The 18,424-nt window shown below is 59.3% G+C and carries 14 protein-coding genes; 8 read left to right on the plus strand and 6 right to left on the minus strand.

The window, feature by feature from the left end; genetic code table 11:
* Nucleotides 1–59: 59 nt before the first annotated feature.
* Complete coding sequence (locus ACWHXD_RS12350; protein WP_020301567.1) at nucleotides 60–1,460, minus strand: transglycosylase SLT domain-containing protein; 1,401 nt, start codon at nucleotides 1,458–1,460, stop codon at nucleotides 60–62.
* A gap of 98 nt (nucleotides 1,461–1,558) precedes the next feature.
* Nucleotides 1,559–2,326, minus strand: coding sequence for a hydroxyacylglutathione hydrolase (gene gloB / locus ACWHXD_RS12355; protein ID WP_098951827.1), 768 nt, complete (start codon nucleotides 2,324–2,326; stop codon nucleotides 1,559–1,561).
* A 65-nt stretch (nucleotides 2,327–2,391) separates the two neighbouring features.
* On the opposite strand from gloB, the gene ACWHXD_RS12360 reads away from it, so the two are divergent.
* From ACWHXD_RS12360 to ACWHXD_RS12385, 6 genes are all read left to right on the plus strand, one after another.
* The gene (locus ACWHXD_RS12360; RefSeq protein ID WP_003190694.1) at nucleotides 2,392–3,150 is read left to right on the plus strand and encodes a class I SAM-dependent methyltransferase; all 759 of its coding nucleotides are present in this window, start codon (nucleotides 2,392–2,394) and stop codon (nucleotides 3,148–3,150) included.
* Nucleotides 3,151–3,181: 31 nt separating this feature from the next.
* Complete coding sequence (rnhA, locus tag ACWHXD_RS12365) at nucleotides 3,182–3,634, plus strand: ribonuclease HI (RefSeq protein WP_003173571.1); 453 nt, start codon at nucleotides 3,182–3,184, stop codon at nucleotides 3,632–3,634.
* 140 nt (nucleotides 3,635–3,774) lie between these two features.
* Nucleotides 3,775–4,515, plus strand: coding sequence for a DNA polymerase III subunit epsilon (gene dnaQ, locus ACWHXD_RS12370; protein WP_164692278.1), 741 nt, complete (start codon nucleotides 3,775–3,777; stop codon nucleotides 4,513–4,515).
* Nucleotides 4,516–5,007: 492 nt separating this feature from the next.
* Entirely contained in the window at nucleotides 5,008–6,309 is a 1,302-nt protein-coding gene (locus ACWHXD_RS12375) for an IS4 family transposase (protein WP_499085050.1), read from the plus strand.
* A gap of 358 nt (nucleotides 6,310–6,667) precedes the next feature.
* Nucleotides 6,668–8,923 (plus strand): Orn/Lys/Arg family decarboxylase, encoded by a 2,256-nt coding sequence (locus ACWHXD_RS12380; protein WP_138763605.1) that lies wholly within the window; start codon nucleotides 6,668–6,670, stop codon nucleotides 8,921–8,923.
* A gap of 8 nt (nucleotides 8,924–8,931) precedes the next feature.
* Nucleotides 8,932–9,513 (plus strand): GNAT family N-acetyltransferase, encoded by a 582-nt coding sequence (locus ACWHXD_RS12385; protein WP_081089351.1) that lies wholly within the window; start codon nucleotides 8,932–8,934, stop codon nucleotides 9,511–9,513.
* Between the two features lie 70 nt (nucleotides 9,514–9,583).
* Here ACWHXD_RS12385 and ACWHXD_RS12390 read toward each other — a convergent pair whose 3' ends face one another.
* Both ACWHXD_RS12390 and ACWHXD_RS12395 read right to left on the minus strand, forming a co-directional pair.
* Complete coding sequence (locus tag ACWHXD_RS12390) at nucleotides 9,584–13,804, minus strand: TcdA/TcdB catalytic glycosyltransferase domain-containing protein (RefSeq protein WP_138763606.1); 4,221 nt, start codon at nucleotides 13,802–13,804, stop codon at nucleotides 9,584–9,586.
* A gap of 142 nt (nucleotides 13,805–13,946) precedes the next feature.
* Nucleotides 13,947–14,852 carry a LysR substrate-binding domain-containing protein gene (locus tag ACWHXD_RS12395; protein ID WP_138763607.1) on the minus strand — a complete coding sequence of 302 codons (906 nt, stop codon included), beginning with the start codon at nucleotides 14,850–14,852 and terminating at the stop codon, nucleotides 13,947–13,949.
* A gap of 183 nt (nucleotides 14,853–15,035) precedes the next feature.
* Here ACWHXD_RS12395 and ACWHXD_RS12400 point away from each other — a divergent pair, with 183 nt between their 5' ends.
* Nucleotides 15,036–15,374, plus strand: coding sequence for a hypothetical protein (locus ACWHXD_RS12400; RefSeq protein ID WP_044273387.1), 339 nt, complete (start codon nucleotides 15,036–15,038; stop codon nucleotides 15,372–15,374).
* 49 nt (nucleotides 15,375–15,423) lie between these two features.
* Here ACWHXD_RS12400 and ACWHXD_RS12405 read toward each other — a convergent pair whose 3' ends face one another.
* Entirely contained in the window at nucleotides 15,424–15,660 is a 237-nt protein-coding gene (locus ACWHXD_RS12405; protein WP_032892208.1) for a hypothetical protein, read from the minus strand.
* A 227-nt stretch (nucleotides 15,661–15,887) separates the two neighbouring features.
* Here ACWHXD_RS12405 and ACWHXD_RS12410 point away from each other — a divergent pair, with 227 nt between their 5' ends.
* A complete protein-coding gene (locus tag ACWHXD_RS12410; RefSeq protein ID WP_032892207.1) occupies nucleotides 15,888–16,445 on the plus strand; it encodes an NADPH-dependent FMN reductase in 558 nt (185 codons plus the stop codon).
* A gap of 122 nt (nucleotides 16,446–16,567) precedes the next feature.
* On the opposite strand, the gene poxB is transcribed toward ACWHXD_RS12410, so the two are convergent.
* On the minus strand, nucleotides 16,568–18,292 hold the full coding sequence (poxB, locus tag ACWHXD_RS12415; RefSeq protein WP_138763608.1) for a ubiquinone-dependent pyruvate dehydrogenase: 1,725 nt from the start codon (nucleotides 18,290–18,292) through the stop codon (nucleotides 16,568–16,570).
* Between the last annotated feature and the right edge of the window lie 132 nt (nucleotides 18,293–18,424).

Here is an 18,424-nt window from a genome sequence, read left to right on the forward strand (position 1 = left end):
TCAGGCCGCCTTCGCGGGCAAGCCCGCTCCCACATGGGTTCCCCACAATGCCTGAGGCCTTAGCGCGGCCCGGAAACCACCAGCATCTGGCCTGGTTTCAATGCCTGGCCGGTGCGCGGGTTCCAACGCTTGAGATGTTGCATCTCGACGTTAAAGCGCTTGGCCACCATGTACAGCGAGTCACCTTTCTTGACCTTGTACTGCACCGGTTTTTTCGCCGCGACTTTACGCGTGTCCTGCATCACCAGGGTCTGGCCGACCTTGAGGGCCTGGCCGTTGAGCTTGTTCCAGCGCTGCAGGTCATGCACATCGACCTTGTTGGCCTTGGCGATCAGCGTGAGGTTGTCGCCACTGCGTACCTTGTAGCTGCGGGTACGCCCGGCAACCGCCTTGGTCTCGACTTCGTCGAACACCGGCTTTTTCGGGCGCATGCTCAGCAATTCTTCCGGCTTCATCGTCGAAAGGGTGCTGGTCAGCAACTGGGCCTTGGAGGTCGGCACCAGCAGATGCTGGGGGCCGTCCAGGGTGGTGCGTTGTTTCAAGGCCGGGTTGAGCTGGAACAGTTCGTCTTCGTCGATCTCGGCCAGCGCGGCAACCCGTGACAGGTCCATGCTTTGCTTGACTTCAACCACTTCAAAGTACGGCGTGTTGGCAATCGGGTTCAGGTTGACGCCGTAGGCTTCGGGCGCCAGTACCACCTGGGACAAGGCCAGGAACTTGGGCACGTAGTCCTTGGTTTCCTGGGGCAGGGGCAGGTTCCAGTAATCGGTGGGCAGGCCGAGCTTTTCGTTGCGCTCGATTGCCCGGCTCACTGTGCCTTCGCCGGCGTTATAGGCCGCCAGGGCCAGCAGCCAGTCGCCGTTGAACATGTCATGCAGACGCGTTAGATAGTCCAGGGCGGCCGTGGTGGAGGCGGTGATGTCGCGGCGGCCGTCGTAGGCGCGGGTCTGGCGCAGGTTGAAGTAGCGCCCGGTGGAGGGAATGAACTGCCACAAGCCGACCGCATCGCTGCGCGAATAGGCCATTGGGTTGTAGGCACTTTCAATCACTGGCAGCAGCGCCAGCTCCAGGGGCATGTTGCGTTCTTCAAGGCGTTCGACGATGTAATGAATGTAGAGGCTGCCGCGTTCGCCGGCATTCTCCAGAAAGGAGGGGTTGCTGGCGAACCACAGGCGCTGTTGCTCGATGCGCGGGTTGACGCCGACACCGTCCTGCAATTGAAAGCCCCGACGCATGCGTTCCCAGACATCCTGGGGCACTTCGGGGCTAGGCTTCTCTGATAGCCAAATAGGTTTTTGCTTGATCTTGGCAGCAAGATTCGGTTTGGGTTGCACGGTGGATTGTGCAGCGTAATTGGTCGATTGGCAGCCCGCCAGAGTTGCGGAAACGGCCACCGCCACGGCTTGAGCCAGGCGGGTCAATGCGTCTGAAGAAATGGATTTACGAATAGATGACGACATTGGCTGGAAGTAAGTTCCGGGCAAAAATGTCGGGCGATTCTAGAAAGCGCTGTGGTTCCGGTCAACCATTCAGAAATTACGTATCAGATTGCATCTGGTTAGAACTTATCTTTCCAAGCCCTCAAGCTAGCAAACACCTCGGCCCCAGAGCGGTTGTCGCGGCCGTTCCGTTCGTCCGCTTTTTGTTTAACGGATGTTTCAGCGGTGCGCAAAAATGGGTTAGTAAGTTTTTCCAAGGCCAGGTTGGATGGCAGCGTCATCTCGCCACGGGCGCGGAGTTGGGCGACATTTTCCACGCGTTCGGTGATGTCGGCGTTGTGCGGCTCCACGGCTTGGGCAAACTTGAGGTTACTTTGTGTGTACTCGTGGGTGCAGTACACCTGCGTATCGGCGGGCAGCGCGGCCAGGCGTTCCAGGGAGCTGTACATCTGTTCGGGCGTGCCCTCGAAGAGGCGACCGCAGCCGGCAGCGAACAAGGTATCGCCACACAGCAGTACGCCTTGGTGGTAAAAGGCGATGTGGCCCAGGGTATGGCCTGGCACGGCGTACACGTCGAAGTCCCAGCCCAGCACGTTGATACGGTCGTTATCGTGCAAGGCCACATCCCGCGCCGGGATCTTTTCGTTGGCCGGGCCGTAGACCTTGGCGCCGGTGGCATTTTTCAGTTGCTCGACACCGCCTACATGATCATGGTGATGGTGGGTGACCAGGATGTCGCTGAGGGTCCACGCCGCATTTTGCTTGAGCCAGGCCAGCACTGGCGCGGCATCGCCGGGGTCGACCACAGCGCAGCGTTGGGTGGCGGGGTCTTGTAACAACCAGATGTAGTTGTCGGTGAAGGCGGGTAGGGCACTGATCTGTATCATTCTTCGATTCGCCAAGCTGAACACATTGGTGCATCTTAGAACGTCTAGGCGAGTTGGAGAATGCAATGACTGATAAAGCGTTCGCCCAGGCCGATCCTGAGTGGCTGGCCCTGATCAGCGCGGCCCGCGAATGGTTGTCCGGGCCGATTGGGCAGTTTTTGCTGGAAGAAGAGCGGCGCATGCTCGAAGACGAGCTGGGCCGGTTCTTTGGTGGCTACTTGGTGCATTACGGCCCGTCGGCCGACACGCCACCCTCGGCGCCGCAGGTGCAACGCAATGTGCGCCTGGGTGCGCCGTTGCCGGGGGTGGAAATCGTCTGCGAGGAACAGGCCTGGCCCTTGAGCGAACACGCCGCCGATGTGGTGGTGTTGCAGCATGGCCTGGATTTCTGCCTGTCCCCCCACGGTTTGTTGCGCGAAGCGGCGAGCAGCGTGCGCCCTGGTGGCCATTTGCTGATTGTCGGCATCAACCCCTGGAGCAGTTGGGGCCTGCGCCGGGTGTTCGCCCATGACGGGCTGCGCCAGGCGCGTTGCATCGCGCCTTCACGGGTAGGCGACTGGCTCAACCTGCTGGGCTTCGCGCTGGAGAAACGCCGCTTCGGGTGCTATCGTCCGCCGCTTGCGACTGCCAAGTGGCAGGGCCGCCTGGCCGGCTGGGAACGCCGCGCAGGGGCCTGGCAGCTGTCGGGTGGCGGCTTCTATTTACTGGTTGCACGCAAGATCGTGGTCGGGCTGCGACCGGTGCAGCAAGTGCGCCGCGAGCCGATCGGCAAGCTCGTGCCGATGCCGTTGGCCAAGGTCAACCGCGAACAACGCGAACCGTAAAACCTCTTTTTGATTTCAGGCCGAATAACCGATGACCGATAGCGTAGAACTCTTCACCGATGGCGCCTGCAAGGGCAACCCGGGCCCAGGTGGCTGGGGCGCCTTGCTGGTGTGCAAGGGCGTGGAGAAGGAACTGTGGGGCGGCGAAGCCAATACCACCAATAACCGCATGGAACTGATGGGCGCCATTCGCGGCCTCGAAGAACTCAAGCGGCGCTGCAACGTACTGCTGGTGACCGACTCGCAATATGTGATGAAGGGCATCAACGAGTGGATGGTCAACTGGAAAAAACGCGGTTGGAAGACGGCGGCCAAGGAGCCGGTCAAGAACGCCGACCTGTGGCAATTGCTCGATGAGCAGTGCAACCGTCACGACATCACCTGGAAATGGGTACGCGGGCACATTGGCCACCCTGGCAACGAGCGCGCCGACCAGTTGGCCAACCGTGGCGTGGATGAAGTGCGCGGTTACAAGCAGAGCTGAATCAGCGACTTTGCTAAAGCTTGTAAAAACTGTTGGTGTTCACCGGTGGCTGGGTGCCATGGGGCGCTTCGTTTACAGAGCGTGCTAATATCCCGCCCCTTGAACTGTACCGAACCGTTGAGAGCTGAACCCTGATGGCCATCCGATCTGTTGTACTCGATACCGAAACCACCGGCATGCCGGTGACCGATGGTCACCGGATCATCGAAATCGGCTGTGTCGAACTGATGGGGCGCCGCCTGACCGGCCGCCACTTCCACGTCTATCTGCAACCGGACCGTGACAGTGACGAAGGGGCGATTGGCGTCCACGGCATCACCGATGAATTCCTCAAGGGCAAGCCGCGCTTTGCCGAAGTGGCCGATGAGTTCTTCGAGTTCATCAACGGCGCCCAGTTGATCATTCATAACGCGGCGTTCGACATCGGTTTCATCAACAACGAATTTGCCCTGATGGGGCAGACCGACCGTGCGGACATCTCCCAGCACTGCACGATCCTCGATACCCTGATGATGGCCCGCGAGCGTCACCCGGGCCAACGCAACAGCCTCGACGCCTTGTGCAAGCGTTATGGCGTCGACAACTCCGGCCGTGAACTCCACGGCGCCTTGCTCGACTCCGAGATTCTGGCCGACGTTTACCTGACCATGACCGGCGGGCAGACCAGCCTGTCCCTGGCCGGTAATGCGTCCGATGGCAGCGGTTCGGCGGAGGGCTCGGGCAACCGCCCTTCGGAAATCCGCCGCTTGCCTGCTGATCGCAAGCCGACGCCGATCATCCGCGCCAGCGAGCAGGACCTGGCCGAGCATGCGGCGCGGCTGGAGGCGATTGCCAAGGCTGCAGGCGCGCCGGCGTTGTGGACGCAACTCACCCAGCAATAACAGCGTTCACCTATCTATCTGACGCCCCGCGATCCAAATGTGGGAGCTGGCTTGCCTGCGATGGCTGCCTGACAGCCGACGGTAACCACGATGCGAAGCGAGCCGCTCTTGATCTGCTTTTGATCTGCTCTTGCTCTGCTTTTGATTTTGATCTCAAGCGCCCCGTCAAACCACGCTGGCCGTAATTCGACAGTGATTTGGGGGGTAAACCGGCAGGGATGCCGGTTTAGCCGCCCCGCGCCATGGATGGCGCGTGGCGGCGGCCCCCCAAATCACTGGCGGATTACGGGCACACCGAGCCACAGCGAGGTGCCGAGTGGTGGGGCAAGAGCCCTTTTGGTTACTTTTGGGGCTCTTTTCCAAAAGTGACCCGCTGTCAGAGCCATCCCTTTCAAGGTCTTCGGTAAAATCCCCTGAAATTTCATTTAGGGATCCCAAACGATGTGGGCCGATGTTCTAGCGCGTTTCGAGAAAAAAGCACCTGCCAGCGTCATGGCCAAATTGGCGCTGGAACAAGCTATTGCCCCTGAGTGGGTCGATCAGGTCTTCGAAGAACATCGGCAACGGCAGTATTCTCGTGAACTACTGTTCTCGACCATAATCAAGCTGATGTCCCTTGTTTCATTGGGCTTGAAGCCATCCCTGCACGCCGCCGCGCGGCAACTGGAAGATCTCCCTGTCAGCTTGGCGGCGCTCTACGACAAAATCAGTCGTACTGAACCCGCGCTATTGCGCGCTCTGGTCACCGGTAGTGCGCAACGACTGACTCCAACCATCAAAGAACTGGGTTGCACGACGATGCTGCCGGACTGGCAGGTTCGCGTGGTAGATGGCAATCACCTGGCATCCACTGAGAAGCGTCTGGGGGCTTTACGCCAGGAGCGAGGTGCGGCTCGTCCCGGTTTTTCGGTAGTGGTCTACGATCCTGATCTCGATCAGGTCATCGACCTTCAGGCATGTGAGGATGCCTACGCCAGCGAGCGTGTTTGCGTGTTGCCTCTGTTGGCTAATGCTGAACCTGGCCAGGTGTGGCTGGCTGACCGACTCTACTGCACGCTTCCGGTAATGGAAGCTTGTGAGCAGGTCCAGACGTCCTTTGTCATTCGCCAGCAAGCCAAACATCCACGCCTGATTCAAGAGGGTGAGTGGCAAGAACCCGTGCCTGTGGAAACAGGCTCTGTGCGTGAGCAGATCATCCAGGTCAGAGGCGGTTACCAATGTCGGCGTGTCGAACTGACGCTTCATTCGCCAACAGACTCGGGTGACAGCAGCTTGATGTTCTGGAGCAACCTGCCTGAAAGCGTCAGCGCTCAGCAGATCGCGCAACTCTATCGCCGCCGCTGGAGCATTGAAGGTATGTTCCAGCGACTGGAAGCGATCCTGGAAAGTGAAATCGAAACTCTCGGCAGCCCAAAGGCCGCCTTGCTCGGGTTCACTACGGCAGTGTTGGCCTACAACGTCCTGGCTGTACTCAAGCGAAGCGTGGAGCAAGCCCATCGGGAGACCCAGCCTGATGGCTGGGAAGCCTCGATCTATCACTTGGCGGTCCAGGTCAGGAGTGGTTATGAGGGAATGCAGATTGCACTGCCCTCGGAATATCTTCCCGCCATCCCTGTGGAAAAGTTGGCCCAGCGTTTGTTGGAGCTGGCCAGAAACATCCAACCCAAACAAGTTGCGAAAAGTCCCCGCGGCCCCAAGGTGCCTAAACCCAAGACATGGGTGCAAGGCAAGGCGGTGAATGCGCATGTTTCAACGGACAGGGTAATCAAGGCTGCCAAAACGAAAAGACCTTGAAAGGGCTGGCTGTCAGAGCGGAACCCTAAGTAGCCGTTACCGCAGCAATGGATATGTACACAATCCCACTGTGTCGCCTGTCAGGCCGCCTTCGCGAGCAAGCCCGCTCCCACATTTGGATTGTGGGGTATCAGGTAGATAGGTGTCGGCTGGGAGGCCGTCATCGCAGGCAAGCCAGCTCCCACAGTTTGATTGCGGTATGGCCGGCAGGCAGGCCGTCACGGGAGCAAACTCCCTCGCCACAGGTTCAGCCCCGTACCGAAGTTAGAGATACCTCTCGACCACCTGTGAAATCTTCATTCGCCACTTTTGCTTCCAGCTTCTACCCTTGTGCAAAGCCTCCGGAGTAAGAGTGCTCATGTACAAAGACCTGAAGTTCCCCGTTCTGATCGTGCACCGTGACATCAAGGCCGACACCGTTGCCGGTGACCGGGTTCGAGGCATCGCCAGGGAGTTGGAACAGGAGGGCTTCAGTATTTTTTCTGCGGTGGACTACGCCGAGGGGCGGCTGGTGGCCGCTACCCATCATGGTCTGGCGTGCATGTTGATCGCCGCCGAAGGCGCCGGGGAAAACACTCATCTGCTGCAAAACATGGTAGAGCTGATTCGCCTGGCGCGGCTGCGCGCACCCAACCTGCCGATCTTTGCGTTGGGCGAGCAAGTCACCCTGGAAAACGCCCCTGCCGATGCCATGAGCGAGCTCAACCAACTGCGCGGCATCCTTTATCTGTTCGAAGACACCGTGCCGTTTCTGGCGCGCCAAGTCGCCCGCGCCGCACGCACTTACCTGGATGGCCTGTTACCGCCGTTCTTCAAGGCCCTGGTGCAACACACTGCCGACTCCAATTATTCCTGGCACACCCCCGGCCATGGCGGTGGCGTGGCCTATCGCAAAAGCCCGGTGGGGCAGGCGTTTCATCAGTTCTTTGGGGAGAACACCCTGCGCTCGGACTTGTCGGTGTCGGTGCCCGAACTGGGCTCGCTGCTCGATCACACCGGGCCCTTGGCCGAAGCCGAGGCCCGCGCTGCGCGTAACTTTGGCGCCGACCATACGTTTTTCGTGATCAACGGCACGTCCACCGCTAACAAGATCGTCTGGCATTCCATGGTGGGGCGCGATGACCTGGTGCTGGTGGACCGCAATTGCCATAAGTCGGTGCTGCATTCGATCATCATGACCGGCGCGATCCCTCTCTACCTGTGCCCGGAGCGCAACGAACTGGGGATCATCGGCCCGATCCCCCTGAGCGAATTCAGCCCTGAGTCGATCCGCGCCAAGATCGACGCCAGCCCCTTGACCCGTGGGCGACCACCGAAAGTGAAATTGGCGGTGGTAACCAACTCCACCTATGACGGCCTGTGCTACAACGCCGAGCTGATCAAGCAGCAGTTGGGCAGCAGTGTCGAGGTGCTGCACTTCGATGAGGCCTGGTACGCCTACGCCGCCTTTCACGAGTTCTTCGCCGGGCGCTATGGCATGGGCACCTCGCGCACGCCGGACAGCCCGTTGGTGTTCACCACCCACAGTACGCATAAATTGCTGGCCGCCTTCAGCCAGGCGTCGATGATCCACGTGCAGGACGGTGGCGCACGGCAACTGGACCGTGACCGCTTCAACGAAGCCTTCATGATGCATATCTCCACCTCGCCGCAATACAGCATCATCGCGTCGCTGGATGTGGCCTCGGCGATGATGGAAGGCCCGGCCGGCCGCTCGCTGCTTCAGGAAATGTTCGACGAGGCCTTAAGTTTTCGTCGCGCCCTGGCTAATTTGCGCCAACATATCGCGGCCGAGGACTGGTGGTTTTCCATCTGGCAACCACCCTCGGTCACAGGCATCGACCGGGTCGCCACGGCGGATTGGCTGTTGCATCCTGGGGATGAATGGCATGGCTTTGGCGATGTGGTCGAAGACTACGTGCTGCTGGACCCGATCAAAGTCACGCTGGTGATGCCTGGCCTCAACGCCGGCGGGGCCTTGAGCGAGTGCGGGATTCCCGCCGCAGTGGTCAGCAAGTTCCTCTGGGAGCGCGGGTTGGTGGTGGAGAAGACAGGGCTGTATTCGTTCCTCGTGCTGTTTTCCATGGGCATTACCAAAGGCAAATGGAGCACCTTGCTCACCGAGCTGCTGGAGTTCAAGCGTAGCTACGATGCCAATGTCAGCCTGGCCAGTTGCTTGCCGTCGGTGTATGCCCAAGGCCCGGCGCGTTATCAAGGCCTGGGGCTGCGCGACCTTTGCGACCAGTTGCACAGCTGTTACCGTAGCAATGCCACGGCCAGGCACCTCAAGCGTATGTATACGGTATTGCCGCAAATCGCGATGAAACCTGCCGACGCCTACGATCAGTTGGTCAGGGGTGAGGTGGAGGCGGTCTCTATCGATGCCTTGGCCGGACGCATCGCCGCCGTGATGCTGGTGCCTTACCCGCCGGGCATTCCACTGATCATGCCTGGCGAACGCTTCACCGAGTCAACGCGTTCGATCATCGATTACCTGGCATTTGCCCGCACGTTCGATAGCAGTTTCCCCGGTTTTGTCGCGGATGTGCATGGGCTGCAACACGAAGATGACGGCAGTGGCCGTCGTTATACCGTCGACTGCATCAAGGGTTAAGGAAGGTTATGCAAGCTGTAATGAACCCGAAGTATCCAGGACTCAGTGTGCGAGTCGCCGACGAAGGTTTTGACGCCTATGTGTGGGGCAATGATTTCAGCTTTGAAGTCAGCGCCTATGGGGTGCCGCAAATGGGCCAGCGCGTTGACCAATGGCCAGTGGAGCGCGTGCTGCCGTACCGCAAGTGCTATGGCATCGACCCGGAGGAGTTCGCCAGTTTCCGTGACGCCGCCGACAGCTCGATCTTCATGGCGTACCTGGACGACTGTGCCGTGGGGCATATCGTGGTCAGCACCAACTGGAACGGCTTTGCCCACGTTGACGAGCTGGCCGTGGCGTTGCCGGCGCGCCGACATGGCGTGGCCAAGTCACTGCTGGACGTGGCGCAATTCTGGGCCCGCAAGAAAAACCTGCCGGGCATGATGCTCGAGACCCAGAACAACAACCTCGGCGCCTGTCGCCTGTATGAGCGCTGTGGTTATGTGATGGGCGGTATCGATCAGTTGCGTTATCGCGGGATCGACCCGCACACCCGCGAGGTCGCGATTTTCTGGTATCGGTTGTTCAAATCGGAGCGCGAAGCGGTATGAACGGCTGACGATGTTGACCCTGGCGGGGACCAGGCGGCATTTATGCCGGCCCGTCCCGCTACCTCAATGCTCAGGTGTACATCCAAGAGTGTTCGTTGCCGGTTTTGATTTTAAAATCCAAGGCGAACGGAAAGTAATGGGTTTTTACCGCGTTCATTTTGTCTCGCGTATCGCTCGGTGGGACGATGCCTTGCGCTTTATACTGCTCGTGTATGACCGCTTCTATGTTGATAGCCGGCCCGTTTCGCACCGGTTTATTATCAACCAGTGTGACTTCTTTTAATCTATCAAAACCAAGGTCATACATGTCAGGCCTGCGCGACTTCAGTATGTCGTTAAACATATCGGGGCCAACCGTCTCAAAAATTTTACGCTCGTACTGGTAGAACTCAGCATTGGGTGCCTCGCCTTGTTGAACGGTGGGGCGGTGTGCGGTGAAGTAGTCTTTGTTATTAGCGAAGCGGGTGCGCATCTCACTGATAATGGTGTCGATGACAGGGTTGTCAGGTTGGGTGGCGAAGTTGCTGGTGTTGTAGAAATTTCTGTAGTCAGTGAATTCAATGGCGACGGGGCTGTTTAACAGAATGTCGTTGGGCGCCGCGCGCAATTCGGTGTCTTTGACGGTGGTGACAATGCTGTCGTCAGTGTCAAGGTAAATGCCGCCGTATTTCTTCATGATCGGATAGCGCGCCACATCCGAGGCTGCAGCAAGGTTGGTTCCCTGGCCTTGGCGGAAATAGGCATACATGTCGGATGACTTTAACTGTTGGAAAACGTCGTCTTTATGAAGGTTTCTGACCTCAATGCCTGACTTGTTGGACTCCAGTTGATTTTTGAGTTTGACAAACGTCCTCTGGTCGTTCGCATCAACATGAACGATAGATTTATAGCCAGGCGCGCTGACCGCATTGATCCTTATGTTGTCCTGCAAGTGAGGATTCATATGGCCGCCGGCCCAGAAGTAGTGAATCTCTTTGGGAATTGGCTTGGCGTTAGGGGGGACCGTCAGAGAAATAGACGGCGCGTTAACAAAGATATGTTTGTGGGTTTTGATTTTTTTGGCGTGATTGAACTCATCGACACTACCCAGCCTCCATTTCCCCTTGCTGGCCCGCCAAAAATACAAGGCGCCTGTGTTCGCTTGGCTGCCGGGAACGAGAGTACTCGACATCTCGCTTTTCCATGCACCGACCTGCGTATCAAACGTCACCGTATGATCGCGGCCTTTGTAGTGGACGGCGTAGGGGGAAGCCCCTGTACGCGTTATCTTTACATCATCAAGGGGGACGACGAACGTGTCGTCGGATAATCGCCAATGGGTTGTAGTGGGGGCGCCTCCGGGCAAACGGTGACCGCGTGAAATCGGTTCCCAACCTGCAACGCCCACATCCTTGATTGGAAGGTCGACGCCGGTTCCAGACGGATGCCTTATAAAGCGCTGGCCCTCGTTCAGGTTGGACTCATACAGTGTGCCGTCAACCTTTACATATTCTTTATTGTTCGGGCCTATGTAGACGTTGCCTTGCAAGCCTTTGACCTGCAGCAGGTCTGCAGAGACCGTGGCCTCGTAACCCTGCAGCGACGGTGTATTGAGCACCTTGAGCTCGCCGTTGGCAGCCACCACCGAGGGTTGGAAATGCTGGAGTGGCGGCCCATAGGGCAAGCCCTTTGCTGCATCAAAGGCGTGCCAGTTGCCACCTTGGAACACCGCCCCCATTTCAAGGTCATGCCCGGCAACCCTGGCGGTACCTGTGGAAACCAGGCCATGCTGGGTACTGGCGGCTTTGAGCAGGTCGTAGCTGCCGGTGGCGCCTCTGAGCGTATTGAAGGCTTTCGTGCCCTTGGACCAGGCCCAGCGGCTGATGCCCTTGAGCAAATCGCCTGCGCCTCCCAGTGGGTTAAGCGCCTCGAGCGCGACGGTGCCGACGAACCGTGCAGTTCTGGCGACGCCTTTGACCCCAAACACGCCCTTGCTCAGCACTTTGCCGGCCTGGGCGGCTTTGCCGGCGCCCAGTGTCACCAGGCCGATCACATCCAGGCCGAGGTCCATCAAGCCGTCGCCGATATTGCCCTGCATGAAATTAACAATCGCCGACCTGAAAGGAATCATGTTGAGAAAAAACTCGCCGATGGCCTGGTTGGCGGCGCTGGTTTTATCGTATGAAGTGGTTCCGCGGGCGTGCTGGAGCAGGTCATCGCCGTGCAGGTCCAGACGTTGGGTGAGCACTTTGGCGATGTAGCGGGTGCGCTCGGAGTCGAACACCTGCGGTGTTTCAACGCGTGCCGGTGTTTCCTTGGATCGTTGGGCGTGCTCGTCTGCGAACGGGTTGAAGCGCACGGTCCTGTGCAAGGTGTTTGCGTCGCGCATATCGAGCCGGGAATAGGGCGGCGAATAAATATGCGCGAGGTAATTGTGTTTTGTAATGTTCCCGGCGCGGGTGTCGATCCGATAAATATTGACCTGCCCGTTGCGGGTGATTTTCACATCCAGCGTATGGCCTTTCTTGATCAGGGTTTTGCTCGAAAAATCGGCTTCTATGAAGTAGTCGTTGGTATGGAAAAATTCGAGCTGGCCATATTCGAAATTTTCCCGATCTTGCGGTGGTAACGTCGATATCAGGTGCTGGGTCATTCCCGCATGACCTTTTTCCAGTGCCTCCATTGCAGGTTTGTAGTGCTGGTCAAAGGCGTCTGCGACCGACAGTACGCCGCTATCGGAAAGCGCGCAGAACGCCATGATGGGGATGCGCTTGTCCTGGGTGGTCCAATGCTCGCTGTCACTGTTGTCGACCTTGGCACCCTGCATGACCACATCCAGCATCGAGTGGGTACCGGGGAAGCGCCCCGGCCGCCCTGGAACCAGTCGGGCCTTGGTCAGGTGCTTTGCCCTGAAGACGTCGTCCGGCACACCGGGAAATTTTTCCCGCAGCAATTGCATGCCCATCTCCTCACGCATCGGAATGGGGGTTGCCAGTGCCTGAGCGGTGGCCTGCAACGATTGTTGCTGAGTGCTGAAGGCGGTTTGTGTGGCGCGCATCTGCGTATCGCTGGGGGAGGTGTCCGCTTTCACGTAACCGTTGACGATTCCCCAGTTGTGCAAGGCTTCGCGATGGATCGTCTGCGTCAGCGCTGCGCCGGCATCGGTGGTCTCGGCGGCTATCAGTACCTCGCTGTAGGTCATGGTGAGTGCACGTCCCGGCGACTCGACCTCCAGCTTGGCCACGGCGATCTCCAATTGAGTCCAGGCCACGCTGGCGTAGGTCACGTTGGGCGGTATGTCCTTGACCAGATACTGCGGTGCGGTACGTGCCAGCAACAGGCGCGCTGCCAGGTCGGCCGATGCCTTGGACGCTCGACCTTCCTTGACCAGATGGCGGCTCAAGCCCTCGATCGCCACGTTGGGCGGCTGGTTCCAGAGCGCCCGTTGGCCGAGATCAAAGCCACTCACGCTGTTGCGGGCCGGTGTTCCCAGGGCTTGCGGGTCCAGCCCCAGTGCAATGGCTGCCAGCAAGTAGTCATTGACGCTGGTGTTGGTTGCGATGCCGCCCAGTCGCGCTTGAAGGAACTGGCCCAGTGCTTGCGCCTTGGCCGATCCCAGCAGCATTTCCATGGCGCTGGCCGGGAATTTGAAGTCGTTGCTCGACAGGTGAGTGACAGAGCACAGGTAGCCCAGCACACCCTGTTTATCGGTCAGTGGCAGTTCCGGCAACGCGGGGTCTGGTGTGTTCAACAGGTCAATGAGGGCTTGTTGGTCGTGCGCCGACAGCGGGATAGGCCACGACAGGGCGCCACCGTAATTGCCCAGGGGAAACGTCTGCACCTGCTTGGTCGCCACTTGATAAAGCGCCAGCAACGCCTCAAGGGTCTTGGGTGCGGGCACGCCGCTGCCGCTGAGGAATGTACCTAGCTTGACCCGGCTGTTGGGCGCCAGGTTGTGTTGCCGCGAGTACCGTGAGCCCTCGCACACCGGTAGCGTGGAGGTTGCCAGATGCGTGGCGAGCCGGGCTTCGAGCGCGCCTCGTTGGCGGTCCGACACCTCGCCGGGGAAGGCGTCGTTGAGTTCCTTGAGGAGTTCGCCCAGGTTGTCTGCCAGTAGCTGCCAGTTACAGCGCTCACTGAAGGCTTGTTTAAGGGCTGCCGGGTTGTCGAGCTCGTCAGGGGCCACATCGTTGGTGGAGCCCGCCACCGGCAAGGACTGCGTCGTGGGCGCAGGCTGCAGGGGCGGTGCTTGAGTCAGGGCAGCAGGGTGCAGCAGCGGCAAGTGCGCCAGTGCATTGGGAAGTGGGAGCATGGGTATCAATCCTTGGTTGCGCTGTTCATCCGTTAGAAAGCTTGTGCTTTGTGCTGGATGAGTGCCCTGCGCACAGGATGGGGTTCCTGTCTTTTCTTTAAGGCCGTGTGTCGTGCCAGGAAGGAAAGGGCGCGGAGCCCCGTTACGGTGCTGGCGAGCCCGCCAGCAGGGCCTGGGCTTTTTGCGCGACGATTTCCAACAGCGCATTCAGCGCGGGTGTGGACGCGGCATTCTTCAACGTCAGTGCGTACAGGCTGACCGGAATGGGTGGTGATAACGGGCAGGTATCCAGCCCGGACTCCTGCGCACCGAAGGCGGTGAACGGGTCGACAATTGCCAGGCCTTCTCCGGCTTCCACCAGGCCGCGCATCATCGGGTAGGTTTGCACCCGCGTCTGCACCACGGGCAGTGGTCGCAGGGCTTGCAGCTTGGCATCCAGCAAGCGGCTGAGCGGGTCATGGCCTTCCAGGCCGATCAGCGACTGGCCGGCCAAGTCCTGCAACGCAATGTATTTTTGTTTGGGCTTGAGCCAGCCATGGGGGGCCAGCAACTGCAATTTGCCTTGGGCCAGCACCGTGCTTTGGATCTGTGGATGCTCAGGGTCATGCAGGCTCAGGCCTACATCGGCTTCATGCAACAGCAGGCTGTTGATGATCTGCCCAGTGGGTTGGCTCGACAGGTTGCACGGCATGTCCTGGAAGCGTCGACGCAGCGCGGCAATGCTCTGGGGCAGCAGTTGGTTGGCCAGCGGCGGCGTGCAGAGGGCGCGCAAGGGCGGCGCGTGGTGGTGTTTCAAACGGCTGGCAAGGCGTTGCAGCGGCTCCAGGGCTTCGTACAGAGCAGTGATTTGCGCCTGCAACTCCAAGGTTTCCCGGGTGGCTTGCAAGCGCCCGCGCACGCTGGCGAACAGCATGAAGCCCAGTTGCTGCTCAGCGTCTTTGAGGGTGGCGTCTACTTCGCCCACGGGGAGTTGCAACCACTCGGCGGCGGTGCCGAGGTGGCCGGTTTGCAAGATGGCCTGAATCACTTCGATATGACGTAAACGCATGGCCGGAGTCTATGTGCAGTGCGCAGGGGATTCAATGGCGCAGGCCTTCGTGCGTAAAAAAGACTGCCGGGGTCGTCCCAGGCTATGGCGTTCAGCCACGACCCCACTAGAATGACGAGTCTGATCAGCAACGACCCCTGCCGGTTTGCCGGTACTTAAAATAAAAAACAGGTCTGGTCTCATATGCCTCTGCCCTCGACGTTCTTCGGGGTAACGGCCAAGCAACTCCTGGTCCTGGTGACCGTGGGAGGCCTGGCGGCTTACTTCTTCAATCATCTGGATGAACCGACGCCGGACGATCTCGCACTGCAAGCCTTTATCCGCACCCAGCAACAGGTGGACGAGCAGGTGGGCGCAGTAGTGGGGATTACCCTGGTCAGGGAGGTCGAGGCTTACCCCGCGTACAACGCGCCGGGTTACAAGCGCTCGATGTATACGGTGCAAGGGGAGCGCGGCCAGTTGCTGGTGACGCTCAAGCAAGACGAGCAGGGCATAGAGGTAACGCAGATCCGCCGCCCATGAGCGTTCCCAGCCCAGTCGCCAGGACTGAGCAGGTGAACAAGGCAAGCGCTTACGATGCCAGCGTGGTTTCGGACTCGCGCACGAGAATGGTGCCCGACTGGATCAGTTTGAATTCGTCACCTTCCAGTTTTTCTACACGGTCGCCAATGGCCAGCTTGTAGGTCACGGTGGGCGTCGATCCCGCCAGGTCGCCTTGCGCCGGGTTGGATTCCTGGAACTCATGCACCGAATACACGCGGCCTTCCGCGTCTCTGGCATGAAACTGTCCAACAAGTACTGCAGCCATCTGTTTAGAACCTCTGGAGATAAACACTCGATTTGCGGTTCTGTAGACCGTCAGGGAGCGGGGTAGTTTACCTATAAGAAAAAAATACTATTCGCTGATATTTTCAGACGCTTCCTACGCAAACGCTTGCAAGGAAAACGTCGAGGGAATCCGCATAACCCTCTGGTGAACGCGCCGCGAAGCCTCTATAACTACAAGCTCCTTTATTCAGAAGTCGGGAAACCTCAATGAGCAAGGTCTACACGATTGCCGTCCTGGTGGGCAGCTTGAGAAAAGAGTCGATCAACCGCAAGGTCGCGCTGGCCCTGGCCGAACTGGCCCCTGCCAATCTCAAGTTGAACATTGTTGAAATCGGCGACTTGCCGCTCTACAACGAGGACATCGACGGTGCAACACCGCCAGCAGCCTACAGCACTTTCCGCAAACAAGTGAGTTCATCCGACGCGGTGCTGTTCGTCACCCCCGAATACAACCGCTCTGTGCCAGCCGCCTTGAAAAACGCCATCGACGTGGGCTCGCGCCCATACGGGCAAAGCGCCTGGAGCGGCAAGCCGGGGGCGATCATCAGCGTCTCGCCGGGTGCCATCGGCGGCTTTGGCGCCAACCACCACCTGCGCCAGTCGCTGGTGTTCCTGGATGTGTGGTGCATGCAGCAGCCGGAAGCCTACCTGGGTGGGGCGGGCAGTGTGTTCGATGAAGCGGGGAAGGTGTCGGACAAAACCAAGCCGTTCCTGCAGGCGTTCATCGATGCCTACGGCAAGTGGGTAGAAAAACAGAAGGCTTGAAATTAGCCCGGCCCCTGTAGGAGCGAGCTTGCTCGCGAAAAACTCGAGGACAACGCGCTCATTCAGGATGCCAGCGTTGTCGTTACGATCTTCGCGAGCAAGCTCGCTCCTACAGTCGGGGGTTATCGCAGCCAGTTGGTGCGTGCCAGCTCTATGACCTCATCCCCGCGTCCGCTCATCACCGCCTTGAGCATATACAGGCTGAACCCCTTGGCCTGTTCCAGCTTGATGCTCGGCGGCATTACCAGTTCCTGAGTGGCGGTCACCACATCCACCAGTACCGGGCCATCATGGGCCAGCGCACGACGCAGGGCCGGCTCAAGGTCTTCGGATTGCTCCACCCGAATGCCCAAGATCCCCATGGCATTGGACATGGCCGCGAAGTCCGGATTTTTCAGCTCGGTGCCAGTGTCCAGGTAACCCGCCGCCTTCATCTCCATGGCAACAAAGCCCAGGGACGAATTGTTGAACACCACCAGTTTGACCGGCAATTGCAACTGCGCCAGGGAAATGAAATCCCCCATCAACATAGTGAAACCACCGTCCCCAGACATAGAGATCACCTGCCGCCCAGGGAATGCCGCCTGCGCACCGATAGCCTGAGGCATGGCGTTGGCCATCGAGCCATGGTTGAACGAGCCGATCAGCCGGCGCTTGCCGTTCATCTTCAGATAACGCGCCGCCCACACGGTGGGTGAGCCGACATCGGCGGTGAAGATCGCATCATCATCGGCCAGCTCGCTGAGCAAGCGCGCCACATACTGGGGATGGATCGGCCGACCGGCCTTGGACGGTTGCGCCAGATCATCCAGGCCTTGGCGGGCTTTTTCGTAGTGCTTCAAGGAGGTTTCAAGGAAGCTGCGATCGGTCTTGCGGGTCAAACGTGGCAGCAGCGCGGCGATGGTTTCACTGACGTCGGCGGCGATGCCCAGGTCCAAGGTCGCACGGCGCCCCAGGGCTTGTGGGTCGCGGTCCACCTGGATGATCTTGGCGTCGGTGGGGTAGAACTGGCGATAGGGGAAGTCAGTGCCGAGCATGATCAAGGTGTCGCAGTCGAGCATGGCGTGGTAACCGGAGCTGAAACCGATCAGGCCGGTCATGCCGACGTCGAACGGGTTATCCCACTCCACGTGCTCCTTGCCCCGCAGTGCATGCACCACCGGCGCGCCGAGGGCGTCGGCCAGCGCCACTACCTGATCGTGGGCACCGGCACAGCCGCTGCCACACAGCAGGGTAACTTTCTCGCTGCTCTGGAGCATGTCGGTGAGGCGCTGCAAGTCCTGCTCAACCGGCACGGTGCGCGGTGCGTGCAAGGCTGGCCACGGCTTGAGCTTATCTTCCACTTCCAACAGCGACACATCCCCTGGTATCACCACCACCGCCACGCCTCGGTTGAGGATCGCCGAACGCATGGCACGGTGCAGCACCTGAGGCATCTGCTCGGGGTTGCTCACCAGTTCGATAAAGTGGCTGCACTCCTTGAACAGTTCCTGGGGATGGGTTTCCTGAAAGTAATTCAGGCCCACCTCCGAGGATGGAATCTGCGCGGCAATCGCCAGCACCGGCACATGGTTGCGATGGCAGTCGAACAACCCATTGATCAAATGCAGGTTACCCGGCCCGCAACTGCCAGCGCACACCGTCAACTCGCCAGTGGCCGCCGCTTCGGCACCGGCAGCGAAGGCGGCAACCTCTTCGTGGCGCACATGCATCCACTCGATGCTGTCCATGCTGCGCAAGGCGTCGGTCAGGCCATTGAGGCTGTCGCCGGTCAGCCCCCAGATACGCTTGATGCCCGCTTGTTCCAGGGTGGTCGCCAACTGCTGGGCCAAGTTGATTTTCGCCATGAGGAACTCCAATCGTCAGTGAGGTTGAAAAACTGCTGATCAGTAGGGGACAGTTCAATCACGGCGAATGCTCCGCCTTTAATGTGAAGATTGCGTCATGCTTGCACTCAGTGATGCATACCTGCATCAGCC

This window comes from Pseudomonas fjordensis (assembly GCF_976987115.1).